Consider the following 8619-nt stretch of genomic DNA (forward strand, 5'->3'; position numbering starts at 1 on the left):
CTTCACACTGTGTCTCTTGAGGACAAACTCTACCACAAACTGCAGGTAGTGCAGTATACTCAGCGAGAACGTGAGCAGCTTCTTCAAAATTACCTTCTGCTATTTCTTTAATAAATCCTGGTATATTAATAGATACAGGGCAATTTCCTACACAAGCTGGTTTTTTACATTGTAGACATCTTTTAGCTTCTTTAATAGCTTCCTCTTCTGTATAACCAAGACATACTTCATCAAAATTTGTTGCTCTTACTTTAGGGTCTTGTTCTGCAATTGGTGTTCTTGTAAATCTACTCATTATTTAGCACCCCCTGCTTTACATTCAACTTTAACTTTATCATCTTTTTTACATTCCTCAGATTTATATTGAGCCTGTCTTCTTAAAGCTTCATCAAAATCTACATCATGACCATTAAATTCTGGCCCATCAACACATGCGAATTTTGTTTCACCATCTATAGATACTCTACAAGCACCACACATACCAGTTCCATCTACCATTATAGGGTTAAGACTTACAACAGTAGGAATTCCAAGTTCCTCAGTAAGTTTACATACAAACTTCATCATTATCATAGGTCCAATAGCAATTACTTTATCATAATACTTTCCTTCATTTTTAACTAAATCTTCTATTTTTCCCGTTACCATACCATCAAAACCATAGCTTCCATCATCTGTTGTTACATATAAATTACCTGCTACCTCACCTATTTTATCTTCTAAAATTACTAAATCTTTATTTTTAGCACCTATTATTACATCAACATCAATACCTCGTTCATGGAACCATCTAACTTGTGGATATACAGGAGCTGTTCCTACTCCTCCTGCTACAAATAATATTTTTTGTTTTTTTAGTTCTTCAATATTTTCATTTACATATTCAGAAGGTTGTCCGAGAGGGCCTACAAAATCTTTAACATAGTCACCCTTTTCAAGTCTATCTAGCTTTTTAGTAGAACAACCCATAGGTTGTACTACAATATTAACAGTTCCTTTTTCTAGATCATAATCACAAATTGTTAGAGGTACTCTTTCCCCCGCTCCATCAGCTATTACTATTACAAATTGACCTGGTTGAGCTGACTCCGCTACTCTTGGTGCCAAAATATCCATTGAAAAGATATTTGGAGCAAGAACTTCTTTTTCTACTATTTTATACAATTATAACTCCTCCTTCTATAAAATTTTTACTTACATTATACAATATTTTTTATCTTTTAAAAAGTTTACAATCTAAAGGCTAAAATGGATTATTATTTTTTTAACATAGTATGTTTGAAGTTTTTATATTATTTAAAAACTATTTTTCCCGCTTCTAAACTTTCAATTATTGCTAATGAAACAAGTTTCACACCCTTATCTCTTAATTTTTTACCCCCCTGTTGAAAACCTTTTTCAATTACAATACCTGCCCCTACTAATGTTGCATCAGCTTTTTCAATTATATCAATTGCACCGCTTAAAGCATTTCCATTAGCTAAGAAATCATCTATTAACAATATTTTATCATTTTTATTTATATATCTTTTAGATATTCTTATTTTATAGTTCTCTTCTTTTGTATATGAATAAACCTCGCTTACATAGAGGTTTTTACCTAGATTTTTTGACATCGTTTTCCGTGCATAAACCACAGGAACTTTAAAATATTGGGCTGCAATAGTTGCTATTGCTATACCAGAAGTTTCAATAGTAACAATTTTTGTTATTTCTTCATTGGAAAATCTTTTTTTGAACTCTTTTCCAATTTCATTTAAAAAATCTATGTCTAACTGATGATTTAAGAAACTATCAACCTTTAGAACATTTCCTTCTTCAATTCTTCCTTCATTCAATATTTTTTTCTTTAGTAATTCCAAAAGTAAACCACTCCTTATTACATCCCTTACAATTGAATTTTACACCATATTTAAATAAAAATCAATGATAAGAATAACTTCTAGTTCTTAAATGCTATATATCTTGTTCATAACAGTGTAAAAATCCCATCTCTTAATATTAAGAGATGAGATTTTCTTTGTAACTGCCTAATATTATTTCCACCAAATGTTGTTTTTTATCATTTATAAGTGGAATATATTTTGTATCTAATAATTCTCCATCTAATTTTATACTATTAACACCACTATTTTTCTTATAAGGGTTTTTTATTTCTATATTATAAATAGTGTCTAAAAATCTATATTTAATACTATAGTTTTCCCATTCTCTTGGAATACATGGATTTATAAAAAGTCTATTCCCTTTCTTTTTAAACCCTAATATATCTTCTATACCTACCTTATACATCCATCCGGAAGAACCAGTATACCAAGTCCAACCTCCTCTACCTACTAAAGAAGGAGTAGTATATACATCTGCTGCCATAACATAAGGTTCAACTTTATATTTTGCACATTCTATTGTTGTTCTTGTGTGATTAATTGGATTTATTAAATTAAATAATTTATAAGCTTTATCTCCATCACCTAATAATGCAAAAGCTTTTATAACCCAAGTTGCAGCATGAGTATATTGACCACCGTTTTCTCTAACTCCAGGTACATAACTTTTTATATACCCTGGATCTAAGTGGCTTTCATCAAAAGGTGGTGATAAAAGCTTTATTATCCCTTCTTCCTCATCTACTAAATATTTTTCTACTGAACTCATCGCAGGTTTCATTTTTTCTTCATTGCCTAAAGCTGATATAACAGACCAAGATTGAGAGATTGAATCTATCATACATTCTTCATTCTTTTTGGAACCTAAAGCTGTTCCATCATCAAAATAAGCTCTTAAATACCATTCTCCATCCCAACCTTTTTCTTCAGCAGCCTTTTTCAAATGGTCAACTATTTCTTCATATTTTTCTTTTCTATCTATATCCCCTACTTTTTCACATATAGGTATGAATCTTTGTAAAACTGTTCCTAAAAACCATCCTAGCCAGACACTTTCTCCTTTACCTTTATATCCAACTCTATTCATACCATCATTCCAATCCCCAGATCCCATTAAAGGCAATCCTCTTTCTCCAAATTTTATGGATATTTCAATAGCCCTGATACAATGTTCATAGACAGTACCAGATTCATCAGATAATTTGGGAATTTCGTACCTTTCATATTCATCATCTTCAAGAGGCTTACTTTCTATAAAAGGTACTTGTTCATTTAAAATACTATAATCTTCTGTTACTTCTATATACTTACTTACTCCATAGGGTAACCACAAACGATCATCTGAATATTTACTTCTTATACCCTTATGAACTTCACTATCGAGAATTGGATGCCACCAATGTTGTATATCTCCTTCAATAAATTGATGTTTGCAATTATTTAAAATTTGTTTTTTTGTTTGTTCTGGTAGAAAATATATGCTATTTACACTGTCTTGCATTTGATCTCTTGCCCCAAAGGCTCCTCCAACCTGATAGAAACCTGTTCTACCCCAAAGTCTAGATACTATAGTCTGATACATTAACCAATAGTTCATTAGTAAGTTCATAGATTCATCGGGAGTTTGAATTTTAATTGTGCCCAATATATTTTCCCAGTAACTTTTTACATTTTCTAATTCAGATTTTGCGTTTTCTATATCTTTGTATTTATTAATTATTTCTTTCCCTTTTTCTTCTTCTCTATTCTCACCTAATAAAATTGTTATTTCTTTCTCTTCTCCACTTTGTAAGGTTATAGGCATTTCTACAGCACAGCAAGAATTTAAACCTAATCCTATTTCACCTGAAAGCTTTTCCTTTTTTATACCTTCCGGATATTTGAAAGTTGAGTTCAAACCTAAAAATTCAATCCTATCTCCAGTATAACTTTTTATATCTTCAGATCCTCCAATGAATATTGTACTACCTTCAAATTCTTCATTAGTTGAATTTTTAGCTATAAAAGTTTCTCCCTTCATATCAGTTTCTATAAACATTTCTGTTTCTTCATCTGTAACTCCTAATACAGGCCTTATATAATAGAATACTGTGAGATTTCTCTTTAAACCAGAGTTGTTTTTAAACTTAACTAAATTAATTTTTATATTTTCATCTTTTGGAACAAACATAGTTAAATTTTGCTCTAAACCCTTACCATTATAATAAAAGTTTGTATATCCTAATCCATGAGAAACAATATAAGGTTCTTCATTTCTTATAGGCCAAGGAGTAATGGACCATAATTCACCTGTATCATCATCTCTTACATATATTATCTCCTCTGAAGTACTATTTACAGGATCATTAAACCAAGGAGTCAATTTATTTTCTCTACTATTATGAGCCCAAGCAAAACCAGTTCCTAATTCAGAAACTATGAAACCAAATTTTTTATTTCCAATAACATTTATCCAAGGGAGGGGTGTATTTATATCTTTATCCAGTTTTATAATATATTCCTTTCCATCCTTAGAGTAACCTCCATAACCGTTAAATTTTTTCAACTCTAGTTCTGGTATAATAACTGGATAGTTCTTAGGTTTTGAATTAAACTTCTTATTAGAAATATCCTGTTTATCCTTTTTCTCTTTTACAATACCAATCTCACAATCTATTATGAAATTAGCCCATTTATAAAACATAACTATATCTTCATAAGGCATGTTGTTTTCATTCCGTACATATACTCCCCCTGACATTTCTAAAACATTTCCTCTGTACTCATAAACTATTTCATTTATACGCTCTAATAAAGGCTGGTAATAGGAACTTTCATTTCCGTTTAATACTACTAAATCAATTTTTAATCTTTTAAAGGTCCAGTATTCATGAGCCTTTAACATTTCTTTTAATGTATCTATTCCTTCCATAGTCTTAATAGTTACTAAAACTATAGGATTATCTCCAGAAATTCCATAGGGCCACAAACCTTCTTGCCCCTTTATATTATCTTTTAAAATATTACTATATTTATTTTTATTTTCAGTATTTAAAAATAGTAAATTAGATAGCATATTATCAAATTGTTTAATTTGAGATGGTTTAAAATTTAAATAACTTATTTCTGTTTGACTTCTAGTATGGGCTAAATTAAATGCCCTTGAAAAACTAATTTCATCTCGATACCTTTTAGCCACCTCATAAGCATCTTTTTTATTGTCATTGATACTAATTATAAAATATACTTCTTTACTTTCGCCCTTCTTTATTCTAAATCTTTTGTTCAAGCTAAGAATTGGGTCTAATACTATTCCAGTAGTATTAGATAAACCTTTTTCCAATCCTATTGGATTAGTCAAATCTCTACTACGTCCTATAAAGTTAATTCTTTTAGTTTCACATTGAAAACTAATAGAATCCTCATTAAAATCTTTAACACTATGAGTTATCCAAGTTCCACCTTCCCCTTCTCTTCCCCTTCTATGGGCCAATACTGCTTCATAATCTTCCAATTTCTTAGTTCTGACGAATAAATTATTGAACACTTCATGGGCTAAGTCAGATTCATATCTATCTCCTACAACTTCAAAATAACTAGTTACATCTATTAAGGTTTCCTCTTCTGAATTATTAGTAATGGTCACTTTTCTAATTTCCCCATCTTCTTCTGAAAGTAAAACTACTTCCATTTTAGTTTCTATTTCTCCATCAGTTCTATAGAAAGTTACTTTATCATTTAAAAATTCTACTCTATAATCATCAGGTAACTTATTTGTTGGCTTAAAAGTTGTAGACCAATAGTTATTATTTTTTAAATCTTTTATATAAATAAAGATACCAGATTCCCTAGAAAGTACATCTTTACGCCATCTGTTTACAAGATTATCATTTTTCTTAGAATAACCTTCTCCTCTATTGGTAAGCATTGTAGAATAATCCCCTGAGGAAAGTATATGGCATTTCAAAGAATTTAAACTCTCTTTATTAAAACTTCTGACAGCTAAAACTTCATCTTTTAACTCTTTTTGTCTTAATTTTTGTAGGTTTTCTTTTTCTTTTGCAATAATAATATTAGTTGGCATTTTTTCTTGTAATAGTAATTCTCCACATTTCATTTCTGGATAATTATGAAAACGATTAATCAAAACATTTTCATTCAACACATTATTTATTGATGTAAAAATCATACCTTGATGATGGGTCATATAACTTTTTACTATAGCTTTTTCCATATCTATAGGTAATCTTTTTTTAGTATAATCTATAGCTTCATAAAATCCATGCTTTCCTTCTAATCCTTCATCTATTAATACCTTAATATTTTCTAATACTCTATTAGTTTCAAAAGGCAGGGCTAAAAATGTTGCATAGGGAGAAATAACTAAATCCTCTTTTAAACCTCTCTTAAATCCTAGATAGGGCACACCAAAAGCCTTATATTGATAATTTAAGTTAGAATCGAAAGCAAAAAATCCCGATTCAGATATTCCCCAAGGTATATTTTTATTTTCCGTATATTGTTCTTGTACACCTATGGCTGTTTTATAACTTTCATCTAATAAAGTATTTTTATAATTCTTCATTACAATAGAAGGCATTAAATATTCAAACATTGTACCAGACCAAGAAGCCAAACTTCTATATCCATTTTTCATAACCAAAGGTCTCCCTAATCTAAGCCAATGCTTTTTTGGAACCTCTCTTCTACATACAGCTATATAACTTGTTATCCTAGCTTCAGAAGCTAATAGATCATAATAAGAGTTTAAAAGTATTTTCTCTTGAACGTTATAGCCAATAGAAAATAAATCTTTTTTGAAATCATATAAAGGAGCAAATTTTGTTTCTTTTATTAGCCTTTCTATATTAGATATAGCTATATCCACATTTAGCATTAATTTTTTTATATTTTCATTTAATCTATTAATTTCTTTCTCTAATTCTTCATCCTCTAAAATAGAAAGAATCTTATTATAATAATCTTTTAATTCTAGCATGGAAGAAGAGTAATCTATATCCATATCTGATTGCTTTAACTCTTCATTAACTTCTTCACTAGGTAAATAGTCTATATATTCTTTTTGTAATCTATTTAATTGACTTATAGTTTTCTCTATCCACTTATCTTTTTTATTTTCTTTTTCCTTATTTAATTTCTCTATTAAATCTTCTAACTGCTTAACAGATACTTTTTCAACATTAGCTAAACTTCCTACCAGTGTTAATCTTATTTCTTCATCTTTAATCAGTTCAATTGTTTCCCGTATTCCATGGGCGAATACCTTATCTACTAATGGCTTATCTAAATATTCTTCTATTCCTTCCTTTAAAGTTATAAGATAAGATACAAAGTTTCCACTATCTACTGTAGAAACAAAATAAGGTCTTAAAGGCTCTAAGGTTGTAGTAGTATACCAATTGTATAAATGCCCATTCCACTTCTCCATTTTTCCTATTGTATTTAAGCTTTTATTTATTGACTCTACCATTTCAGTAGTAGTAATATATCCAAAGTCCCTAGCTGAAAGTACTGCAATTAGATAAAAACCTATATTAGTAGGGGAAGTTCTAAAAGCTACTCCGTTATAAGGATATTCTTGATAATTATCTGGAGGCAAAAAATTATTTTCTTCATTAGTATATTGTTCATAATAATCCCAAGTCTTTCTTCCTATTCTTCTTAAAATTTTTATACTTTCTTCATCTAGAACTATATCTTCAATATCTTCCTTACTAATTACATAAGCAAAACAAGGGGCTAAAATCCACAACCCACCAATTACTATAGCAATCTTAATATTTTCATAATGGGTAAAGTAAGTCAGAATAATAGTTAAAATAGCTATAGATGTTCCCTTAATCATCCTTTTAAAGTAACTAGCTAAACTATTTCCTAAATTCTTCTCCACTTCAAAAGCTGTAGTCCATTGAAGTAAATTTTTCTTAGAAACAAATACCCTATAACAAGTTCTTAAAATAGCATCTCCCATAATATAGCCTTCATAGGGAATAAACATAAAATATAATAATCCTTGATATAGATAGCCTTTAGATCCACTAATTATATTACCATTTAGTTTCAATCTATCAAACTTTGTATCTGAGAAAAAAATTGTATCTACTATTGATAACAAAAATGGAAACAATATTGTAAAAATAGCAAATCCAATCCATAAACTTATATTCCCCGGGAAAAAAACTAAGCCTAAGATTATTAATAAAGTTAGACTTATAGGCACAAGACTTCTTCTCAAATTATCTAGTATCTTCCATTTTGACAAACTAGATAAAGGATTATCCTTATTTCCTAGCCACCTAATTAACTGCCAATCTCCTCTAACCCATCTGTGTTGCCTCATTACATAAGAATTATACTTTTCTGGATATCCATCAACTAGTTCTATATCCGTAGCCAATCCAACTCGTACAAAACTTCCTTCTAGTAAATCATGACTTAAAATAGCATCTTCTGGAATAGCATCCTTTAAACATTTTTGAAAAACATTTAAATCATATATACCTTTCCCCGTAAAAATACCTTCACCAAATAAATCTTGATAAATATCAGATACTGCTGTAGTATATGGATCTATTCCGCCTTGTCCGGCATAAATTCTAGTAAATAAAGAACTATTAGCATTTTTTATATCCATAATTATTCTGGGCTGAATCAACCCATAACCATCTTTAACTATTTTTCCTTTCTCATCAAAAATAGGCTGATTTAAAGGATGTAACATAGTCCCAATTAA

At 29.6% G+C, this 8619-nt stretch carries 4 protein-coding genes; all 4 read right to left on the reverse strand.

Annotation, left to right across the window (positions count from 1 at the left end; translation table 11 throughout):
• Window positions 1-295 (reverse strand): bifunctional dihydroorotate dehydrogenase B NAD binding subunit/NADPH-dependent glutamate synthase (locus VK071_07285; protein ID HLR35121.1); only part of this gene is annotated, 295 nt, incomplete at its 3' end.
• A complete protein-coding gene (locus tag VK071_07290; protein ID HLR35122.1) occupies window positions 295-1164 on the reverse strand; it encodes a sulfide/dihydroorotate dehydrogenase-like FAD/NAD-binding protein in 870 nt (289 codons plus the stop codon). The genes VK071_07290 and VK071_07285, both read right to left, overlap by 1 nt.
• 128 nt (window positions 1165-1292) lie before the next feature.
• Window positions 1293-1862 (reverse strand): xanthine phosphoribosyltransferase, encoded by a 570-nt coding sequence (locus VK071_07295; GenBank protein ID HLR35123.1) that lies wholly within the window; start codon window positions 1860-1862, stop codon window positions 1293-1295.
• Between the two features lie 139 nt (window positions 1863-2001).
• Window positions 2002-8607, reverse strand: a complete 6606-nt coding sequence (locus VK071_07300) for a glucoamylase family protein (protein HLR35124.1) — start codon at window positions 8605-8607, stop codon at window positions 2002-2004.
• Between the last annotated feature and the right edge of the window lie 12 nt (window positions 8608-8619).

Source organism: Tissierellales bacterium (genome assembly GCA_035301805.1).
GTDB lineage: Bacteria > Bacillota > Clostridia > Tissierellales > DATGTQ01 > DATGTQ01.